The sequence below is a fragment of the Methylobacterium terricola genome (assembly GCF_006151805.1).
GTDB lineage: Bacteria > Pseudomonadota > Alphaproteobacteria > Rhizobiales > Beijerinckiaceae > Methylobacterium > Methylobacterium terricola.
The window spans coordinates 553,262-572,075 of sequence record NZ_VDDA01000003.1 but is presented as its reverse complement, the minus strand read 5'-3'; the positions used below and the strand labels follow the sequence as shown (position 1 = coordinate 572,075).

The window sequence follows — 18,814 nt, the reverse complement described above, 5'->3', positions numbered from 1 at the left end:
CGTGAAAGATCAGACGGTCTGATCGACCCCAAGATCGTCAGCACCGCATCGCCGAATTCGGGCATGCGAATCTCGAAAGGCAATACTTCCCGTGCAGTGCTTCCTGATCCAACCGATTCATCAGGACGGTATCGACATCCTTCGGTCTGCCGGCCTGGACGTGCGCGTGGCGTCATCGTCCGATATGGCCGTCGTGTCAGCCGAGATCGGCGATGCGTCGGCGGTCATCACCCGCAATGCGGGCCTTGACCGGGCCGCCATGGACGCCGCGCGCGGCTTGAAGGTGGTGGGCATCCACGGCACCGGGTACGATCGCGTCGACGTCCGGCACGCCGATGCGATCGGCCTTCCGATCGTCAACACTCCCGGTGCGAACGTGCAATCGGTCGCCGAGCATGCGATCGCCCAAATCCTCGGCGTAGCAAAGCGCGTGCGGGACGGTGACGCCGCTGTGCGGGAGGGGCGTTTCGCCTATCGGTACGTGGGCGACTTCGTCGAGATAAACGGCAAGACGCTCGGGATCGTGGGGTTCGGCCGTATCGGCCGCCGGGTCGCCGAGATCGCAAAGCTCGGATTTGGCATGACGGTGCTGGTCCACAGTCCGAGCGTGCCGCGGGAGCACATCATCGCGGCCGGATTCGAGCCCACCGATACCCTCGACGCGCTGCTGGACCGGGTCGACGTGCTGTCCCTCCATCAGCGGCTCACCCCGGACACCCACCATCAATTCGATCGCGAGCGATTGGGCCGGCTCAGGCAAGGCGCCATCCTGGTCAACACGGCACGCGGCGCTCTGGTGGACGCGGATGCGCTGATCGAAGCCGTGGAGACCGGCCACCTGCTCGGCGCCGCCATGGACGTGTTCGACCCCGAGCCGCTCCCCGCCGACCATCCCTACACGCGCTGTCCCGGTATCGTCCTGTCGCCTCATACGGGCGGAGCGACGAGGGAGGCGCTGTCGCGCACGGCCGTCGAGATTGCATCGCAGGTGGTCGACGTCCTTGACGGCCGCAAGCCCGCCCACCTCGTGAACGAGGCTCTGTGGGATCGACGCCGTTGAGCGTGATGCCGACCCGTTGCCTCGGAACAGTCATCGGCTTGCCGCCGACCAAGCAGCGGATATGTCGGCCGAGGCCAAAGCCATTCTCGCCAGCCGCCAAGTCGTTGCCAGTCATACCCTCGCGCCTTGGCATCGACACGGCGATGCTAAGGCGTCCGGCGCATCGGCGCCGACGCCCGTTCGGGCTTAGCCAGCGCCGTCGAACGGATCCGTTCGACGGCGCGGCGGTATCAGGGTCAGATCGGATGTGATGATTGTTCGATCCGCGAGGGATGGTGCGATAGTCGGCGCATTTTCGTGTCGCCTGTGACGCAGGTGCAAGGGAGTGCGTCCGTGGCATCTACCGGCGCCGTGCGCAGACTACGGCGGGAGCGACCTCGCGGCGGTCTTCGCCTCGGTCGGCGCCCCCGCTCCCTGTCACCACCACGGGGGGGTACGATCCGTTGCCCTGGGTCGGTGCTGAACCGCCGCTCCCGGCCCTCCACAGCCCTGCCTTGCAGTCAGGCCGATTGGGGTTTGACCCCAACCCTGCTCATTCAGGAGCGAGCGTCGCCAACATCGCGTCACAGGCCGGATGAGGTGTCGCTGCGGGCATCGTCTCCGTCGCGAACCGCCACGCGACCAGGCCAGTACCAATTCCCGGGGCATTGACCGACAGGATGGCGCTGCGCCCGGCCTGCGCCCCGCTTGGGTCCGAGGCGATCACGGTGACCGCGTAGGCCCTGTGCGGGGAGGTGGCCGCGTGGTGCTGGAGGCTTTGGGCCAGAACGCCGCGGGCGAAGGCCCGTCCGGGGGAGACCGAGACATCGATCCCGCCGCCGAGATTGTGCACCGTGACGGCCGGGCGCAGCAGCGCCGCGTAGGCCTCGGTCATCGACGGCAGGTCCTCGATCTCGTCGACGGTGGCGAAGGGGGCGTTGCGCGGGCCCGTGGGGATCCCGCGCGCCCGGTATTGCGCCGCCTCGGCCCCGTTCGGCTCAGGGACATCGTCGGGGTCGCGGGCATCCACGACCTCGGCGGCGATGGCCGCAGCGTCCCGGCCGGGGATCCCGAGGGCCCGGAAAGCGTCATCCAGCAGGTCCCGCGGGGCCGCGTTGAGATCGACGAGGCCGGCCTGGTCCTGCACCGCGACGGAGAGGGTGCCACCGCCCGGCAGCGGGCAGGCGACAGGCGCACCGTTCTCCGGCAAGCCGAGACCGGGCATGCGGCGGATGTGTTGCACGACGAGCGACACCGCTACGAGGCGCACCGCACCGTCGGCGAGACCTTGCAGCCGCAGGCTCGCTGCGCGACTGGCCGTCGCCATGCCGTGGGTCTGCACCGCCTTGACCGCCGTCGCCGCCACGGCCGCGACCACGAGCAGGATCGCCAGCACGGAGGGCAGGACGAAGCCGGCCTCGCCGCTTTCCCGCATCGCAGCAGGCTGCCTGCTCACGAGCCGCTCCCGAGCGGCAGGACGAGGGGCGGCCAGACCCGGGGATCCGCGGGCGGGAAGGCGACCGTGACCTCGACGAGCGCGGGCGGGCGGTCGCGGCGCGTCCAGGTCGAGGCCCAGCCGGGCCTCGGATCTGCGCCCTGCGACCCGAAATAGCGTAGGCTCAGGCTCGCCACGCGGTCGAGAAGCCGGTCCGGCCGGCCCGGCGCCGCGGCGGGACCGCTCGTCTCCACCAGAGCGAGACCACCGCCGGCCGGCTCCGTCGCGAGGGCGAGCCGCTGCTCGGAGCCGCGGGCGATGTCCCGGTTCGCCTGCACCGTGACCACGAGACGGTCCGACAGGCCGAGGAAGGGCGCGTAGCGTCCGTCCGCACGCCGTCCGGCGCGGTCGGCGAGAGCCCGGCGCAGGTGATCGCGCACGAGCTGCACCTCCTCCTGTGCGGCGAGCCGGCGGGCGGTGCGGCTGGTGAGCCCGGTCGCCTGGAGGGTCTGCACCAGCAGAAGCGCGACGAGGGCGCAGAGCGCGAGCGAGACCAGGACCTCGATCAGCGAGAAGCCCGCCTCCGGATCTCCCGCCCCGACCGGTGCGCCGGCCTGCGCCTCAGCTGCCACCGAGCCCTCCGGCGACGAGGGTCGCATAGATGAGGCTGCCGTCCGGCCCGTCCAGGGTCAGGCGTACGCGCCAGAGCGGCGGCAGGTCGCGCCAGCCGAGGACTGGCCCGGCATCGACGACGCAGAGCGTCCAGGCCTGCCCGTCGCTGAAGCGGCCCCGCTCGGTTCCCGCCCGCAGGGTGCCGGCGGCCGCCCGCAGGAGCACGATCCCCTCGGCTTCGTCGAGCCGCAGCTCGGCCGCTGCGATCCGGCGCCCGCCCCAGGTCATCTCGCCCGAGAGCCGGATCACCATCAGGCTCATCAGCGACACGACGGCGAAGGCGACCAGGATCTCGACGAGCGTGAAGCCCGCCTCCCGGTCACGCGCTCCGGACGACGTCCGCGTCACCGTCCCGCCTCCTCGCGCCGCACGGCCCCGGTGACCCGGCTCACGGTCATGGCCCGGGCGCCGGCCTCGCCCGCGAGCACGATCCGGGCCCCCGTCGTCGCGCCGCTCGGCAGGAAGCGGATCTCGCCTGGGGCCGATCGCGCCTCCGGGGGGATGTCGATGCCGGCGCGCAGGGGCGCCACGACGATCGGGCGGGCGGCGCGGCGCGAGGACAGGAATGTGCTGGCCTCGGGATCGTAGACGAGGCGAGTGGTCCGGCCGGTGCGCACGGCCTCGGCTCGCAGGAGTGCGAGTTCCGTCGCGACCGCGTCGACGGCCGCGTCGAGCCGCTGCCCGGGCAGAACCCGATGCAGGGTCGGACCGCCCAGCGTCGCCGCCAGGGCCAGCACGGCGAGCACGACGAGCATCTCGACGAGCGAGAAGCCCGCGGTACCGGTCGGCCGTGCCGCGCTCACCGGCCCGGCACGACCGGCGACCCGGCGAGGGCGGCGAGCCGCGCCGCGAGCACGTCCGGGCCGATGCCGGGGCTGAGCCGGTCGACGATCAGGCCGTCGCCGTCGATGAGGAAGAGGGTGGCTGTGTGACCGTAGGCGTAGCCGCCGCCGGTCAGCTCGGTGCGTCGCGCGACGATGCCGAAGCCGCGGATCGCCTCGTCGATGGCGCGGCGCGGCCCCGAGAGGCCGACGATGCCCGGGTCGAAGCTCTGCATGTAGCGTCCGAGCACCTCGGGCGTGTCGCGCTCGGGATCGACCGAGACGAAGAAGACCGGCAGTGCGCGTGCCGGGAGGTGCGAGAGCGCCAGCGACAACTCGGCGAGGGTCGTCGGGCAGATATCCGGGCAGTGGGTGAAGCCGAAGAACAGCGCGTAGGGCTTGCCCGCGAGATCGTCGGTATCGACCGGGGTGCCGTCCGGGGCGGTGAGGCGGAAATGGCCGGCGAGCAGGCTGCCGCCGCCGGGCGGCCCCGCGGGCGGGGCCGCCTGGGCGGTCGAGGCCTGAACCGTGGGGGCTTGGGCCCCCGCCTCCCGGCCGACCGTGTCCTGGGCGCGGACGGACGGCCCGACGCAGGTGAGGCCGACGAGGAAGGCGGCAAGCGCCGGACGATGCAGAACCATGGCGGGCCTGGCTGGAATTCGGAGGACCAACGGCGGAGGCCCGGGCGGATACGGGCTTTGCCGGTATCACCTGAACTCAGGATGGTGAATGAATGCCTAAATCCGGCGGTTGTCGCAGCGGGAGCGATGATCAGAGCCGGAGATCATCACTGCCGGGCAAGCAGTCGGGGCAAGCAGTCGGGAACGGGATCGATGTCGGTGCGCGGGAGGCAAGGACCCGCCCGGACGCACCGGGCGAGGGAATGCCGGGGCGGAGGCGCCGACGGCGCGACCGCCATGCTCACGTCCGTCGCGCCATTCCCGGCCTCACCGGAGGCCCCGTGTCAGGGGCATTCCGTACCGGCTTTCCAGGCGTAGGTGACGCGCTGCTCCCGAGCGTAGGCGTCACAGGCCGCCTGCGAGACGCGGTTCATGCAGAACGGCTTCTGGCTGCCCCGGGGCGTCATCGTGCAGGATCCGGCGCCCGCGGACGGGGCCGTGCCCGACCCGGACGGGGTGGTCGCCTGCGCGTGGGCCGGCCCCACGGCCTGGGATGCGCCGAGGGTGGCAAGGAGGGCGACCGCGAGTGCCTGCGCGGCTCGGTAAGGTGTCTGCGGCATCGCTTCTGTCCTTGGTTGAGGCTCGCAGGCCTCGAAGGAAACGGGGTCCGGTCCTGCGCCGGGCCGTCCGGCCCGGCGCAAGGGGACGAGCAGGGCGTCCTCAGCGGATGCGGATCATCGCGGCGACGCTGGGAACGCCGGTGGCATCCATCGCGAACAGCATCCAGGATCCGGGCGTCAGGATTCCCGGATCGGACGGCAGCGCCAGCTGGTACTGCGTGCCGAACGTTCCGGAGATCCTCACGGGAATGCGGCGCTGATCGTTGTTCACCGTGTGGGTGGTGCTACTCAGCCGTATCAGGGCGAAGCTCACGACGGCGCGGTCGGTGGTCGCCGTGATCGTGCTGCCGAGGGCCGCCGAGGTCGGCGCATTGGTGATCGCCGGGCGGCTCGCGAGCTGGCCGTTCGCCCCATAGAGGTAGGGCGGCGTCAGGATCTGCAGGTTGGGATGGTTGGTGTCGCACCCGCCGCACAGGCCGCCGCCGGCCGACAGCACCCGCGCGTCGGGAAGCAGGATCGCGACGCTGTGATAGGTCCGCGGAACGGCCATCGGTGCGAGGCGGACGACCGTGTTGCGGCTCGGCGACCACAGTTCCGGGAAGTAGACCGGGGTCGTGTCCGTGAACGGGATCGGGAAGCTCTGACCGCCGATGGTGACGACGTCGCCGGTCGGCAGCACCACGCTGTTGTGGAAGGCGCGGGCGAAGTTCAACGGTGCCGTGGCGGCGACCGTCGGGGTCGATCCGGGCCCGCCGCCGATGTCGATCGTGTAGCTCGCGACGCTGGCCGGCACGTTCTGGTATTGCGGCGCCCCGCCGGCCTTGTAGATCCGGTTGACGTCGACCATCGTCGCGGTGCCGTTGATGGCGAAGGCGTCGTCGCCGCGGTTGCCGGCACTCGTCAGGGTACCGTTCCCGCCCGTGCCGATCCAGTGCATCTGCCGGCTCGGCCCGGCATGGAACACGGAACCGTTCGACACGCCGAACATCCAGAAGTGATTGTCGGCGCGGTACATGTCGACCCCCGGCTCGGCAGCGGCATCACCCGACACGTTCGACAGCACGCGCCAGCTGCCGGAGGCCGGCGACCAGACCTCGGCGTTCTTGCCTCCGATATTGCCCGACCACGAGCCGCCATAGGTCATCGCCTCACCGGTCGAGAGCGTGACGTTGGCGTTGTAGCCGCGCGGGATCTTCAGGGTCGGGCCGGAACTCCATTGGTTCGTCGACGGATCGTAGATCGAGGTCCCACCCGCGGTGATGCCGCCGGTGATCAGCATCCGCCCGTCGGAGAGGAGGTTCGTGCCCGGGCAGAACATGTCGTGGTTCGTGTTCGCGACGTAGGTATCGTTGGAAGCGCCGGTTTTCGGGTCGAAGGTCGTCAGCCAGGTCCCGTTGCCGGAGCCAAAGCTGGTCTTCTGCTCGGCCGCCCACATCAGGACCTTGCCGGAGGGTGTCAGCGCGGCGGATACCGGCACGAGGCCGAGGGTGGTCACGGGCGTCCAGGCCGAGGGCGCGGCCGGGGGCACCAGCGCGAACAGGCCGTTGCTCGCCGCCTGGCAATCCCACTGGAGCACCGCCCCGCCCTGGTCGAACGACGCATTGTTGACGTTGAGGCAGCGCCCCGAATGCACCGCGACGAGTTCGTAGACGGCGCCGACCTTGCGCATGCGCCAGAGACCGCCTGCCGTGCCGCAGGGCTGCTGGACGATGCCGGCGCCGTTCGTCGTGGACGCGCTGTCAACGGTCAGGCAGAGATTGGTCTTGATGTTGCGCAGCTGGTAGCCGGCTTCGGACGGAACGAAGCTCCATTCCATGTGGACGCCGCCGTCGCAGGGCCACTGGTCGATCTTCACGCCCGCCGCCATCTGGGCGTTCGGGACCTCGACGCACATCGCGGAGTGCTGGGCGACGATCAACCCGCTCGCCGCGGGCGGCAATTCGCCGGGCGGCGTGGGTCCCCCGGAGCTTCCGCCGGTCCCGCCGGCCGCCGAGGAGCCGCCAGTCCCACCGCCGGCCGTGCCGCTCCCCGCCCCAGCGGCATTGAACGTCTGGTTGGCCGCGCCGCTGCAAGTCCACTGGATCAGGTTCGTGCCGCCCGTCTTGTTGGCATTGTAGACGTCGAGGCAGAGATTGGAATAGGCAGACGTAAAGCGAGAGCCGCCGTTCTGCGATTGAGCGGACCAGGTCTGCTGGGCACTGTTGTTGCAGGTGAACTGGATGATCCCGGATCCCTGGTTGTTCGAGAGCTGGGAATCCATGCACTGCCCGGTCGCCTGGTTGACCAGGGTGAAGCCATTGCCGAACGGCTTGACCTGCCAGATCTGGGCCGGGCTGCCGGTGCAGGACTGCTGCTGCAGCTGCGCCGCGGGGCTCGTCGTTCCGCCCGGCACCGTCACGCACAGGCCGGAATGCGACGCGACGATGGGCCCCGATCCGCTGCGCGCGTTGAAGTCGAACGTGTTGAAGCCGGTGCCGCTGAACGTCTGGTTGGCCGAACCACTGCAATTCCACTGAATCAGATTCGTGCCGCTCGTGGTGTTGGCATTGTAGACATCGAGGCAAAGGCTGGAATATGCAGTGATGAGACGGTATCCGCCATTCTGGGATTGCGCGGACCAGGTCTGCTGGGCACTGCTGTTGCAGGTGAACTGGATGACCCCTGATCCCCAGTTATTGGAGATCTGCGAATCCATGCATTGCCCGGTTGCTTGGTTGACCAGGGTGAAGCCATTGCCGAACGGCTTGGCCTGCCACGTCTGGGCCGGGCTGCCGGTGCAGGGCTGCTGCACGAGCTGCACCGCAGGGGTGGTCGTTGCTCCCGGCACCGCCACGCACATGCCGGAATGCGACACGATGAGCGGGCCTGATCCTGAACCGGACGCCAAATTGATTTGGGCCTGTGCGGGAGATAGAAAAAAACAACAACCTAATATATACAACAAAAGCCGCATTTTATTTATAAAACCAGATGAGCCATTGCTATACATTTGGTTTGACCTCCAATATATGGAATATTTCCTACCAATTACATCACAAAATTTAAAATTTCCCTACCATGACGTAAGGTACGCCACAGATCACAGATGTTCAAGCATCTTATGTTAAGCAAAAAATGTTTCGAAAATCTCATAAAATCATTTCTCAGCCATATCATGAATGAACAGTCACAGTTTTTCGAGGCACTACAAATAAACATATGATGTCTTCTTCCCCGCCTCTGCCCATCCGATATCCCGAACCTGACAGATCGCCCCCGCGACGCGCTCGGTCCAGGCAACGGCTCTCCCCTGCCACACCCGCACACGTCACGATCAATCCTAAGGCGCATCCTGGACGGTCAGATGTTTCGGCAAGCGAAGTCGCCCGTTGATGGATGGAATAACCGCATTTCAGGCAACGGATGATAGGGACACTTGGGGTTCCATTGGCGGCAGCGGAGCGATTCAAGGCGGCTTTTTAGAGAGCCGCCTTGGGAGTTCTCGCCCGTCTCGTTCTGCGCGACGCTCAAGGGGCACATGGCTCCCCTGTTCATTAGGTGTTTGGTCCCGGCATTTGGTGGAGCGGGCTGGCCCTGAACCGATCCGGTTCAGCGATCCAAGCTTTGCAGATGGCCTCATACGGCGTGAGGCCCCGTAAGGTCTCGAGGCGCCGGCCATAGTTGTCGGCACGACGAAGTCCGCCAGATGCGTGCCCAGCTGGGCGTGGCTGTCGGTGTGGTAGCGCCGGACGGTCGTATCCTTGATCGTGCGGTTCATCCGCTCGAGCTGACCGTTGGTTTAAGGGCAGTGTGGCTTGGTCAGGCGGTGCTCCACGTCGTTGCGGGGGCAGGCCGACTCGAAGCTGTGGGCGCGGAAGATCTCGCCGGCCGCGATCGCCTCCTTGATAAGGGGCGCGGCCGGGGCGACGTTGCCGGGCGTCGTGAAGTGGGTGCCGTTGTCGGCGAGATCCGTGTGCACCCGAGAGGGCTCAGCCTCGATCAGATGGCGCAGGAAGTCACCGGCGATGCGTCGCGTCGCTCGCCCGTGCAGTTCGATGAAGGCGAACTTGGTGGTGCGGTCGATGGCCACGAACAGGTCGAGCCGACCCGCCGCTGTGCGCACCTCGGCGAGGTCGATGGGGAAGCCGCCGAGCGGGTAGACTTTGACGCGGGATCGCTTCTGCTCACCATCGACATCCGGCAGGCGGCTGATGCCGTGGCGCTGCCGACATCGATGCAGCGACGGGCGGGTCAGGCGCGGGATGGTAGCCTGGGGCGCGTAGAGATAGTCGTCGAGCGGCGGCAGCGCAGGGCGCCGGAAGGCGACAACGATCGCCTCCTCGTCGGCCGACAGGACGGTACCGTCGAGCGAAGCTCCTTGGGGCCGGTGCGCTGGTTGGCGACCGAGTTGCGCCGCGTCCACTTGGCCACGGTCGTCGGGTCGATGCCGTGGCGCTTGGCCAGTGCCCTCAGGCTCGCTTGACTATGCTGGATCGCGCGACGGACCGCCTCCGTCGTTGTGGCGCTGCCGTGACGAACCCGTCCCCTGGCGCCTCCCTCCACTCCGGAGTGACGAGTGCACCATCAAACCCTGGGATCAACCATGAGAGTGAACTGCCGGCGGTGATGGATCCCGGGGTCCGCTGCGCGGCCCCGGGCTGACGATGGAGGGCTTCAGGTCCGCCGGCGCAATCGATCACACCTTCGCCGCACGCGCCGGCCGTGCTACCGGCTCCTTCTCGGACGACCCCTTGCCGCCCGACGTCGCTCTCGTCTGCCACAGGTTGAGCGGCACGATCAGGATCACCGTGCCGAGGACCCACCAGGCGGGCCGCACGTCGTCGAAGGGGTCGAGGTTGGCGGACAGCACGGCCTCGGCCGGCACGCCCGTGGCGAGCGCGTACCACAGGGCCTCCAGCCCCGCCGTCGCGAGACCGGCGGCCACGCTGAGGCCGAGAAGCGGCAGCGGCGTCGTCGGCACCTTGAACCGGTGCATCAGCCGCCAGCCCATCAGGGCGAGGAACAGCCCGCTCCAGTAGACCGGCTTCGAGACGTCGATCTTCGATTGCAGGAAGAAGTGCAGCAGCGCCAGGGCGGTGAGCGGGTAGACCAGCCGGTGCAGCCGCGGCCAGGCCTTGCCGAGGCGGCGGATCATCCCATCCGTCGAGGTGACGCCGAGCACGGCGAGGCCGAGCAGGCCCGCGAAGCCGATGGTGAGATAGATGCGGAACACGATCTCGCTCGCCACCCGGGCGAGGTCGAACTTCTGGTCGGCGATGTAGAGCGTGAAGTGGACGAGCGCGTAGGCGAGCGCGGTCAGACCCAGCATCCGTCGCACCAGGATCAGCTTCGGCGCGTTGGCGATGCGCCGCATCGGCGTGACCGCGAGCGAGATGATCAGGAACCGCACCGACCAGTCGCCCATGGCGTGCAGGTAGGCGGTGAGCGGTTTCGCGCCGAGCTGGTCGAGGGCGTAGGCCGCGGTGAACCACAGGCCGGGCGCCAGCGCGAGGAGGAACACCGCGAGCTTGAACCGCGACAGCCGTCCGGCCCGGTCGAGCCATGGCCAGGCGATGCGAGCGGGAGCTGAGCGAGGAGTGGCGATCCGGGGGTGGACGGTCATTCGGGACCTGAGTGCAGTGCGGAATGCGCCACAGATAAGCCGCGAGCGGCGGTTTGACCCGATCCGCCGACCACACGATGGCGTGAGAGGCTGCCCCTTCGAGGAGACCGAGCCATGTCCCGCACCGTCCTCGCCGCCCTCCTGCTGCTGACACCGGTCACGGCTCACGCCGCCTGCACCGCGCCGATGCCGCCGCCGGCGAGCGAGAAGCCGGTCAAGCCCGCCCTGCCGCAGAAGCCCGCCTGCCTCGACGCCAAGGGCGGGTGCCCGGGCTGGGAGGCCTACACCTACAATGACGGGATCAAGGCGTATAACGCGCAGCTCGGCCCCTACCGGACGGGTGCCGAGGCCTATGCCCGCAAGCTCAAGGCCTACGCCGACGGCAGCGTGGCCTACGCGAATTGCGAGATGCAGTCGCTGCAGTGACGGGGCGTGGTAGGCTGATCCCATGGCCGGCCTGCCCCGATCCCGCATGATGTCGCTGCGTTCCTGGCGTGGGGCGCGACGGTTCCGGGCCGCCACGCGCTCGTCGCCGGCGAGGTCGTCGCGATGGCGCCGGAGCGGGCGTGCCATGCCCGGGTCACGTTCGCCCTCGATCGCGGCCTGCGGGCGCTGGGCGTGCCCGGCGAGATGCGGCCCGACGGCATCACGGTGCGGATCGACGCCCACACCGCCGACGAGCCGGACGCGCTGGTCTATTGCGGCCCCGAACGGCCCCCGACGCGGTCGAGGCGCCGCCGCCGGCGATCGGTCGAGGGGCTGTCGCCCGGGACACGGTCGGTCGATGCGGGGGCGACGGTCGCCGGCGGCTTCCTGGTGCCGGGCGTGATGCACTACCGGCTGGTCGATCCCCGGCGGGCCTGCCTGATCCATCACCGCCGGATCGGCGCGACGATCGAGACCCGGATCGTGACCGAGGGGACCCTGTCGCTCGACCCGCCCGGGATCGGGCTCGCGGTGGACGATCTCTCGGGCGAGCGCCGAGGGGCGTGAGACGATGCCGGTGCAGGACCGCCATCGACAGGGTCGACGCGATGAAGTCGCTTCCGCAGACGCAGATGAGCGTGGACGAGTACCTGGTCTGGAGCGAGACGAATCCCGGCCGCTGCGAGCTCGTGCGGGGCGAGGCGTACGCGACGACACCGGAGCGCGTGGTGCACGCGGAGGTCACGGCCGCCACCTACATCGCGCTGCGGCGCGGCATTCGGGCGGCCGCGCTGCCATGTCGGGCGATGCCGGACGGCATGACTGTCCGCATCGACGACAGCACCGCGTATGAGCCGGACGCTTTGGTCCATTGTGGACCGCGCAGGGACGCGAACTCCGCCGAGGTCCCCGACCCGGTCATCGTCGTCGAGGTCTCGTCACCGAGCACCCGCCGGACCGACGCGAGCGAGAAACCGACCGGCGAGTTCCGCGTGCCGAGCATCCACCATGACCTGATGGTCGATCCGGACCGGCGCGTGGTCATCCATCACCGCCGGGCCGGGGACGGGATCGAGACCGCCTTCGTGCAGGACGGCAGGCTGAGGCTCGACCCGCCGGGCCTCGAACTCGCCGTCACATCCCTGTTCGAGGAGCCGTGAACCCCCGCGCTTGACCCCCCGGGCACCGGATGCGACAGGCGGCGCAGCATCTTGCGCACGAGCCCCTGCATGACCGCCCCCCTCGACCTCCTCGTCCTCGGCAACGCCATCGTCGACGTGATGGCCCGCACCGACGAGGCCTTCCTGGTGCGCGAGAGCGTGCACAAGGGCGCCATGCAGCTCATCGACGAGGCGCGGGCCGAGCACCTGTTCGGGGTGATGGGGCCGGCGACGGTGATCTCGGGCGGCTCGGGCGCCAACACGGCGGTGGGCGCGGCCCTGCTCGGCGCGCGGGCCGGCTTCGTCGGCAAGGTGCGGGACGACGAGCTCGGCCGCCTCTTCGCCCACGACCTCAACGCCACCGGCGTGCAGTTCGGCGTCGCCCCGGCCGCCGAGGGCCCGGCCACGGCGCGCTGCTTCGTGCTGGTCACGCCGGACGGCGAGCGCACCATGAACACCTATCTCGGCGCCTGCCAGGGCCTCACCGCCGCGGACGTGGACGCGGAGGTCGTGAAGAGCGCCCGCCACGTCTATCTCGAGGGCTACCTGTGGGACCCGCCGGCCGCCAAGGAGGCGTTCCGCAAGGCGGTCCAGATCGCCCATGGTGCCGGCAACAAGGTCGCCCTGACCCTCTCCGATGCGTTCTGCGTCGACCGCTACCGCGACGAGTTCATCGGCCTGATCCGCGACGGCAGCCTCGACATCCTGTTCGCCAACATCCACGAGCTGAAGAGCCTGTACCAGACCGCGGATGCCGACGCGGCGCTGGCGGCCCTGCGCCAGGAGACGGGGCTCCTCGGCGTCGTCACCCGCTCCGAGGAGGGCGCCCTGGTGGTCTCGGGGACCGAGACGCGATCCGTGCCGGCCTCGCCCGTGCGCGAGGTGGTCGACACCACCGGCGCCGGCGACCTGTTCGCGGCGGGCTTCCTCGCCGGCCTCGCCCGCGGCCTCGACCACGCCGATTGCGCCCGCCTCGGCGCGGTCGCAGCGGCGGAGATCATCTCGCATCTCGGCGCCCGGCCGCAGGCGGATCTCAAGGCGCTGGCGGCGGAAGCCGGCCTGTAGGACGGTTTCGGGCGGGCGGCGCTTCCGTCAGAGCTTGACCGATGATAGGAGCCGTCGCACGCCCGTCATCCTGGTGCGGCACCGGGACCTAAGAAACCATCCGCCAGGGAGCGGCCCCGTTGGTCGAGAACCGCCGCTTCGGCAACCTGATCCCGCATCTCGTGCTCTGCCTCGGGGTCGGCATCGTCGTCTTCCCGGTCTACCTCGCGCTGATCGGTTCGACGCATGATGCCGCCACCATCGCCAACGGCCAGATGCCGCTCTGGCCGGGCGGGCACGGGCTCGAGACCTACCGGCGGGCGCTGACCGAATCCGGCATGGCCGGCGTACCCGTCGGGGTGATGCTCCTCAACAGCACGATCATGGCGCTCGCCATCGCGCTCGGAAAGATCTTCATCTCGCTGCTCTCGGCCTATGCGCTGATCTACTTCAAGTTCCCGCTCCGGCAGACCGCCTTCTGGGCGATCTTCGTCACCCTGATGCTGCCGGTCGAGGTGCGGATCTACCCGACCTACAAGGTCGCGGCGGATCTTGGCCTGCTCGATACCTATGCGGGCCTCGCCCTGCCGCTGATCGCCTCGGCGACGGCAACGCTGCTGTTTCGCCAGTTCTTCCTCACGGTGCCGAACGAGCTCGTCGAGGCCTCCCGCATCGACGGGGCCGGGCCGGTGCGGTTCTTCCTCGACACCTTGCTGCCGCTCTCGCGCACCACGATGGCGGCCCTGTTCGTGATCCAGTTCCTGTATGGCTGGAACCAGTATCTCTGGCCGCTCCTCGTCACCACCCGCGACGACATGCAGACGGTGGTGATCGGCCTGCGCAAGATGACCTCGATCACCGACCAGCTCACCGAGTGGCAGATCGTGATGGCGACCGCCGTGCTGGCGATGCTGCCGCCGGTCGTGGTGGTGTTCGCGATGCAGAAGCTGTTCGTGCGCGGCCTGGTGGAGACCGAGAAGTGATGTCCCTCCTCAACCTCGGGTGCCTCTGATGGCCGGCCTCGCCCTCGACCAGCTCCGAAAAACCTATGCCGGCGGCGTCGAGGCGGTGCGCGGCGTGTCGCTCGACGTGCCGGACGGCGCCTTCTGCGTCCTCGTCGGCCCCTCGGGCTGCGGCAAGTCCACGGTTCTGCGGATGATCGCCGGCCTCGAGACCGTGACCTCGGGGGCGATCACCATCGGCGCGCGGACCGTCAACGACGTCGAGCCCGCCGACCGCGACATCGCGATGGTGTTCCAGAACTACGCGCTCTATCCCCACATGCGCGTCTACGACAACTTGGCCTACGGGTTGCGCAACCGCGGCACCCCGAAGCCCGAGATCGAGACCCGGGTGAAGGACGCGGCGCGGCTCTTGGGCCTCGAGGCGATGCTGACGCGCTACCCGCGCCAGCTGTCGGGCGGCCAGCGCCAGCGCGTCGCCATGGGGCGGGCGATCGTGCGCAAGCCGCAAGTGTTCCTGTTCGACGAGCCGCTGTCGAACCTCGACGCCAAGCTTCGGGTGCAGATGCGGGTCGAGATCCGCCGCCTGCAGCGCCAGCTCGGCGTCACCACGGTCTACGTCACCCACGACCAGGTCGAGGCGATGACCATGGCCGACCGGCTGGTGGTGATGAATGGCGGCCAGATCGAGCAGGTCGGCACCCCGATCGAGATCTATCGCCGCCCGGCGACCCGCTACGTCGCGACCTTCATGGGCTCGCCGCCGATGAACATCCTGCCCGCGGAAGCGGTGGCCGGGGGCGTGCGGATCGACGGGACGGTGATCCCGGTCACGGGCCTCGCCCCCGGCACGGCGGTCGAGGCCGGCATCCGGCCGGAGGATCTGCGGATCGCCGAGGACGGCCTGCCGTTCCGCATCGCCTTCGTGGAGGAGCTCGGCGCCACCCGCCTGCTGCACGGGCCGCTCGCCGGCACCGACGTGGCGGTGCAGGTCCCGGCCGGTGCGGGCGCGCAGGAGGGCGACACGGTGCGGCTCGCCATCGACGGAAGCGCCCTGCACCTGTTCGACCCCGCCGCGGGGCGGCGGCTGGCGCAGGGCTGACCGGAGGCCGGGGGGCATTCCCGGCGGCCAAGCCGCGTCGTATGCAAGCGGAGAATAAGAGCGCCTTTCCGTCGACGGGAGGCGCGCCACTGGAGCACTGTCCGATCGCGTTGCGACCGGACAGTGTTCCAGGTCTTTGATTGTGCCGCACTTTCTGCGACGAACCGGCATCCGCTTCGTCGGGAAATGCTCTAGGGAGGCTCGGTCTTCGTGCACAAACCCCTCGCCGGCATCAAGGTGCTCGAACTCGCCCGCATCCTGGCAGGACCCTGGATCGGCCAGCTCCTGGCGGATCTCGGCGCCGACGTGGTCAAGGTCGAGCGGCCGGGCGTCGGCGACGACACGCGATCCTGGGGCCCGCCCTTCGTCGAGGGCGCGGAGGGCGGCACGCTCTCGGCCTCGTATTTTCACTCGACCAATCGCGGCAAGCGCTCGGTCGCGGCCGATTTCGAGACCGCCGAGGGGCAGGCCGTGGTCAAGCGGCTGGCGGCGCATGCCGACGTGGTGATCGAGAACTTCAAGGTCGGCGGCCTGAAGAAGTACGGGCTCGACCACGCGGCGTTGAGCGCCCTCAACCCGCGGCTGATCACCTGCTCGGTCACCGGCTTCGGCCAGGACGGCCCCTACGCGCCGCGCGCCGGCTACGATTTCATGGTCCAGGGCCTCGGCGGGATCATGTCGCTCACCGGCGAGCCCGCGGGCGAGCCGGTCAAGAATGCGGTCGCCTTCGCGGACGTGTTCACCGGGGTCTACGGGACCGTGGCGATCCTCGCCGCCCTCCAGGGCCGGCACGCCACGGGCAAGGGCTGCCACATCGACATGGCGCTCCTCGACACGCAGGTCTCGGTGCTCGGCAATCAGGCGCTGGTGTACCTCGTGTCGGGCCTGCTGCCGCCGCGGATGGGCAACGAGCATACCAGCATCGTCCCCTACCAGGTCTTCCCGACCTCTGATGGCCACATCATCGTCGCCTGCGGCAATGACGGCCAGTTCCAGAAATTCTGCGGCGTGCTCGGCACCGCTTGGCACCTCGACCCGGACTACGCCACCAATCCGGGCCGGGTCACCCGCCGCGACGTGCTGATCCCGCTCATCAGTGCCGAGACGAGCCGCCACAGCAAGGCCGATCTCCTGGCGCGGCTCGGTGCCGTCAACGTGCCGGTCGGCCCGATCAACGATCTCGCCGAGGTCTTCTCAGACCCCCAGGTGGTCCATCGTGGCCTGCGCCTCGACCTGCCCGATCCGCGGGCGAAGGGCGGCACGATCCCGAGCGTGCGCTCGCCGATCGTCATCGACGGCGTGCCGATGGCGGCGGAGACCGCCTCGCCGCAGGTCGGGGATCACACGCAGAGCGTGCTGGCCGATCCGGCCTGGGGCGGCTGACCGGAATCGGCTACGCCTGAAGAGATCGCTGGAGGACACGCCCATGACCGACGCCCCCCGCCCCCGCACCGGCGGGCAGATCCTGGTGGACCAGCTCGCCCGCCACGGCGTCGGCGACATCTTCTGCGTCCCCGGCGAGAGCTTCCTCGCGGTGCTCGACGCGCTGCACGACGCCGAGATCCGGCTCACCGTCTGCCGGCAGGAGGGCGGGGCCGCCATGATGGCGGAGGCGCACGGCAAGCTGACGGGCCGGCCCGGCATCTGCTTCGTCACCCGCGGCCCCGGTGCCACCAACGCCTCGCCCGGCCTGCACATCGCCAAGCAGGATTCGACCCCGATGATCCTGTTCGTCGGCCAGATCGACCGGTCGGCGCGCGAGCGCGAGGCGTTCCAGGAGCTCGATTACCGGGCGGTGTTCGGCACCATCGCCAAGTGGGTGACCGAGATCGACAGCGCCGACCGCCTCCCGGAACTGATCGCCCGCGCCTTCCACGTCGCCACCGCCGGCCGGCCCGGCCCGGTGGTGATCGCGCTGCCCGAGGACATGCTGGTCGAGACCGCGACCGTGCCGGATGCCCCGGCCTTCCGGCCGGTCGAGACCCATCCGGCGCTGGCCCAGATGGTCGCGGTGCAGACCATGCTGGCGCAGGCGGAAAAACCCTTCGCGATCCTCGGAGGCAGCCGCTGGTCGGCGGAGGCCGTTCGGCGCTTCGCGCGCTTCGCCGACCTGTTCTCGCTGCCCGTCGCCTGCTCGTTCCGGCGCCAGGGCCATTTCCCGGCCGATCACCGCTGCTACGCCGGCGATCTCGGCCTCGGCGTGAATCCCAAGCTGCTCGCGCGGATCAAGGAGGCCGACCTGCTGCTCGTCGTCGGCGGGCGGCTGTCGGAAATCCCGTCGCAGGGCTACACGCTGCTCGACATTCCCGGACCGCGCCAGCGCCTCGTGCATATCCATCCGGACCCGGAGGAGCTGGGACGGGTCTACAGCCCGGCCCTCGCCATCAATGCCAGCCCGACCGCCTTCGCCGCGGCGATCGAGACGGTGCAGCCGCCCCGCACCCTGCCCTGGGCCGCCGGCACCGAGACCCTGCACGCCGATTACCTCGCCTGGAGCGATCCGACCCGGATCACCACCCCGGGCACGCTCCAGATGGGCGGCGTGATGGCGCATTTGCGCAAGGCGCTGCCGGCGGACGCGATCCTGTGCAACGGCGCCGGCAACTTCGCCACCTGGGTCCACCGGTTCTGGCCGTTCCGCGCCCATGACGGCCAGCTCGCCCCGACCTCGGGCTCGATGGGCTACGGCGTGCCCGCCGCCATAGGCGCCAAGCGCCTGCTGCCAGACCGCACCGTGGTCGTGGTGTCGGGCGACGGCGACTTCCTGATGAACGGCCAGGAATTCGCGACCGCGGTGCAGTACGGGCTCCCGGTCCTGGTGATCCTGGTCGATAACGGGATGTACGGCACGATCCGGATGCACCAGGAGCGCGAATATCCCGGCCGCGTCTCCGGCACCGCGCTCAAGAACCCCGATTTCGCCGCCTACGCCACCGCCTTCGGCGGCTATGGCGAGCGGGTCGAGCGGACCGAGGACTTCCCGGCGGCTTTGGCGCGGGCCCTGGCCTCGGGCCTGCCGTCCATCCTGCATTGCCCGATCGATCCCGAGGCGATCACCCCGACGACCACGATCCAGGCGCTGCGGGACCGGAAGCGGACGTAATCCGGCGGCCCTGTCCCGGCTGCCCCCGGCAGCATCGCCACCCTCCGCGTCATCCCGGAGCCGCGAAAGCGGAGCCCGGAATGACGCGGAGGGTTTCAATTCCCTTGGTGATGTCGAAGAGACTCCCGCGCCGCCCTTGTCCGCCGCTCCCGGCTGTGCTTAGCCAGCTACTAACAAGCGACCCGCCGCCCGAGACGGTGCGGACCGC

17 protein-coding genes and 1 pseudogene are annotated in these 18,814 nt (G+C 69.5%); 9 read left to right on the top strand and 9 right to left on the bottom strand.

Features of this window, described 5'->3' with window-relative positions:
* The first annotated feature begins 91 nt into the window (after window positions 1-91).
* A complete protein-coding gene (locus FF100_RS09985) occupies window positions 92-1,060 on the top strand; it encodes a hydroxyacid dehydrogenase (RefSeq protein ID WP_139035553.1) in 969 nt (322 codons plus the stop codon).
* 532 nt (window positions 1,061-1,592) lie between these two features.
* Here the strand turns inward: FF100_RS09985 and FF100_RS09980 are convergent.
* From FF100_RS09980 to FF100_RS09940, 9 genes and pseudogenes are all read right to left on the bottom strand, one after another.
* The gene (locus tag FF100_RS09980) at window positions 1,593-2,495 is read right to left on the bottom strand and encodes a type II secretion system minor pseudopilin (protein WP_246101997.1); all 903 of its coding nucleotides are present in this window, start codon (window positions 2,493-2,495) and stop codon (window positions 1,593-1,595) included.
* Complete coding sequence (locus FF100_RS09975; protein WP_246101996.1) at window positions 2,492-3,106, bottom strand: prepilin-type N-terminal cleavage/methylation domain-containing protein; 615 nt, start codon at window positions 3,104-3,106, stop codon at window positions 2,492-2,494. The genes FF100_RS09980 and FF100_RS09975 overlap by 4 nt, the downstream gene beginning before the upstream one ends.
* Window positions 3,096-3,494 carry a type II secretion system protein gene (locus FF100_RS09970; protein WP_139035551.1) on the bottom strand — a complete coding sequence of 133 codons (399 nt, stop codon included), beginning with the start codon at window positions 3,492-3,494 and terminating at the stop codon, window positions 3,096-3,098. Before FF100_RS09970 ends, FF100_RS09975 begins: the two co-directional genes overlap by 11 nt.
* Entirely contained in the window at window positions 3,491-3,949 is a 459-nt protein-coding gene (locus FF100_RS09965) for a GspH/FimT family pseudopilin (RefSeq protein WP_246101995.1), read from the bottom strand. Before FF100_RS09965 ends, FF100_RS09970 begins: the two co-directional genes overlap by 4 nt.
* Window positions 3,946-4,608 carry an SCO family protein gene (locus tag FF100_RS09960; protein ID WP_139035550.1) on the bottom strand — a complete coding sequence of 221 codons (663 nt, stop codon included), beginning with the start codon at window positions 4,606-4,608 and terminating at the stop codon, window positions 3,946-3,948. The genes FF100_RS09965 and FF100_RS09960 overlap by 4 nt, the downstream gene beginning before the upstream one ends.
* Before the next feature lie 323 nt (window positions 4,609-4,931).
* Window positions 4,932-5,207 carry a hypothetical protein gene (locus tag FF100_RS09955; protein ID WP_139035549.1) on the bottom strand — a complete coding sequence of 92 codons (276 nt, stop codon included), beginning with the start codon at window positions 5,205-5,207 and terminating at the stop codon, window positions 4,932-4,934.
* Window positions 5,208-5,307: 100 nt separating this feature from the next.
* The gene (locus FF100_RS09950) at window positions 5,308-8,160 is read right to left on the bottom strand and encodes an RICIN domain-containing protein (protein WP_281287273.1); all 2,853 of its coding nucleotides are present in this window, start codon (window positions 8,158-8,160) and stop codon (window positions 5,308-5,310) included.
* 580 nt (window positions 8,161-8,740) lie between these two features.
* Window positions 8,741-9,749 (bottom strand): annotated as a pseudogene (locus tag FF100_RS09945) (integrase core domain-containing protein).
* Between the two features lie 133 nt (window positions 9,750-9,882).
* Complete coding sequence (locus FF100_RS09940) at window positions 9,883-10,809, bottom strand: protein-methionine-sulfoxide reductase heme-binding subunit MsrQ (RefSeq protein ID WP_139035547.1); 927 nt, start codon at window positions 10,807-10,809, stop codon at window positions 9,883-9,885.
* A 114-nt stretch (window positions 10,810-10,923) separates the two neighbouring features.
* Between FF100_RS09940 and FF100_RS09935 the strand changes: the two genes are divergently transcribed.
* The 8 genes from FF100_RS09935 to FF100_RS09900 all read left to right on the top strand — a co-directional run bounded on the left by FF100_RS09935 (window position 10,924) and on the right by FF100_RS09900 (window position 18,606).
* Window positions 10,924-11,235: a hypothetical protein gene (locus FF100_RS09935; protein ID WP_139035546.1), complete on the top strand. Its 312-nt coding sequence runs from the start codon at window positions 10,924-10,926 to the stop codon at window positions 11,233-11,235.
* A 39-nt stretch (window positions 11,236-11,274) separates the two neighbouring features.
* A complete protein-coding gene (locus FF100_RS09930) occupies window positions 11,275-11,802 on the top strand; it encodes a Uma2 family endonuclease (protein ID WP_139035545.1) in 528 nt (175 codons plus the stop codon).
* A 41-nt stretch (window positions 11,803-11,843) separates the two neighbouring features.
* Window positions 11,844-12,395: a Uma2 family endonuclease gene (locus FF100_RS09925; RefSeq protein ID WP_246101993.1), complete on the top strand. Its 552-nt coding sequence runs from the start codon at window positions 11,844-11,846 to the stop codon at window positions 12,393-12,395.
* 69 nt (window positions 12,396-12,464) lie between these two features.
* Window positions 12,465-13,460: an adenosine kinase gene (locus FF100_RS09920; RefSeq protein ID WP_139035544.1), complete on the top strand. Its 996-nt coding sequence runs from the start codon at window positions 12,465-12,467 to the stop codon at window positions 13,458-13,460.
* Between the two features lie 119 nt (window positions 13,461-13,579).
* Entirely contained in the window at window positions 13,580-14,422 is an 843-nt protein-coding gene (gene ugpE / locus FF100_RS09915) for a sn-glycerol-3-phosphate ABC transporter permease UgpE (RefSeq protein WP_139035543.1), read from the top strand.
* A 28-nt stretch (window positions 14,423-14,450) separates the two neighbouring features.
* Window positions 14,451-15,503 (top strand): ABC transporter ATP-binding protein, encoded by a 1,053-nt coding sequence (locus FF100_RS09910; protein ID WP_139035542.1) that lies wholly within the window; start codon window positions 14,451-14,453, stop codon window positions 15,501-15,503.
* A gap of 210 nt (window positions 15,504-15,713) precedes the next feature.
* Complete coding sequence (locus tag FF100_RS09905; protein WP_139035541.1) at window positions 15,714-16,886, top strand: CaiB/BaiF CoA transferase family protein; 1,173 nt, start codon at window positions 15,714-15,716, stop codon at window positions 16,884-16,886.
* 43 nt (window positions 16,887-16,929) lie between these two features.
* Window positions 16,930-18,606, top strand: a complete 1,677-nt coding sequence (locus FF100_RS09900; RefSeq protein WP_139035540.1) for a thiamine pyrophosphate-binding protein — start codon at window positions 16,930-16,932, stop codon at window positions 18,604-18,606.
* The last annotated feature ends 208 nt before the right edge of the window (window positions 18,607-18,814 follow it).

What these genes read in the sequence shown, in the direction of transcription:
- FF100_RS09900 (WP_139035540.1), top strand. Translation starts at nt 16,930, where the DNA reads ATGACCGACGCCCCCCGCCCCCGCACCGGCGGGCAGATCCTGGTGGAC.
- FF100_RS09925 (WP_246101993.1), top strand. Translation starts at nt 11,844, where the DNA reads ATGAAGTCGCTTCCGCAGACGCAGATGAGCGTGGACGAGTACCTGGTC.
- FF100_RS09955 (WP_139035549.1), bottom strand. Translation starts at nt 5,207, where the DNA reads ATGCCGCAGACACCTTACCGAGCCGCGCAGGCACTCGCGGTCGCCCTC.
- FF100_RS09910 (WP_139035542.1), top strand. Translation starts at nt 14,451, where the DNA reads ATGGCCGGCCTCGCCCTCGACCAGCTCCGAAAAACCTATGCCGGCGGC.
- FF100_RS09940 (WP_139035547.1), bottom strand. Translation starts at nt 10,809, where the DNA reads ATGACCGTCCACCCCCGGATCGCCACTCCTCGCTCAGCTCCCGCTCGC.
- FF100_RS09950 (WP_281287273.1), bottom strand. Translation starts at nt 8,160, where the DNA reads ATGCGGCTTTTGTTGTATATATTAGGTTGTTGTTTTTTTCTATCTCCC.
- FF100_RS09960 (WP_139035550.1), bottom strand. Translation starts at nt 4,608, where the DNA reads ATGGTTCTGCATCGTCCGGCGCTTGCCGCCTTCCTCGTCGGCCTCACC.
- FF100_RS09935 (WP_139035546.1), top strand. Translation starts at nt 10,924, where the DNA reads ATGTCCCGCACCGTCCTCGCCGCCCTCCTGCTGCTGACACCGGTCACG.
- FF100_RS09920 (WP_139035544.1), top strand. Translation starts at nt 12,465, where the DNA reads ATGACCGCCCCCCTCGACCTCCTCGTCCTCGGCAACGCCATCGTCGAC.